1 protein-coding gene is annotated in these 233 nt (G+C 81.1%); it reads left to right on the top strand.

Annotated features, from left to right (window positions below):
• A partial coding sequence (locus KVS71_RS19150; protein WP_254635926.1) for an FGGY family carbohydrate kinase occupies positions 1-233 on the top strand: 233 nt, incomplete at both ends.

Here is a 233-nt window from a genome sequence, read left to right as displayed (position 1 = left end):
CACCGGGAACAAGGCGGCCCCGCACCACGACGACGGTCGCCTGACCGCCGCGGCCCCCGCGCCGTACCCGGCCCACTTCGCGGCCGGCGGCGTCGCCGAGCAGGACCCGCCCGACTGGTGGCACGCGGTCGTCACGGCGACCCGCGACCTCCCCCCGCGCACCGGCCCCGCCGCCGCCGAGGTCGCGGGCCTCGGGGTCAGCGGGCAGGTGGTGGGCGCCGTGGTGCTCGACG

The organism is Microbacterium sp. GbtcB4, from assembly GCF_019091465.1.
Lineage (GTDB): Bacteria > Actinomycetota > Actinomycetes > Actinomycetales > Microbacteriaceae > Microbacterium > Microbacterium paraoxydans.
This window is presented reverse-complemented; position numbering and strand designations above follow the sequence as displayed.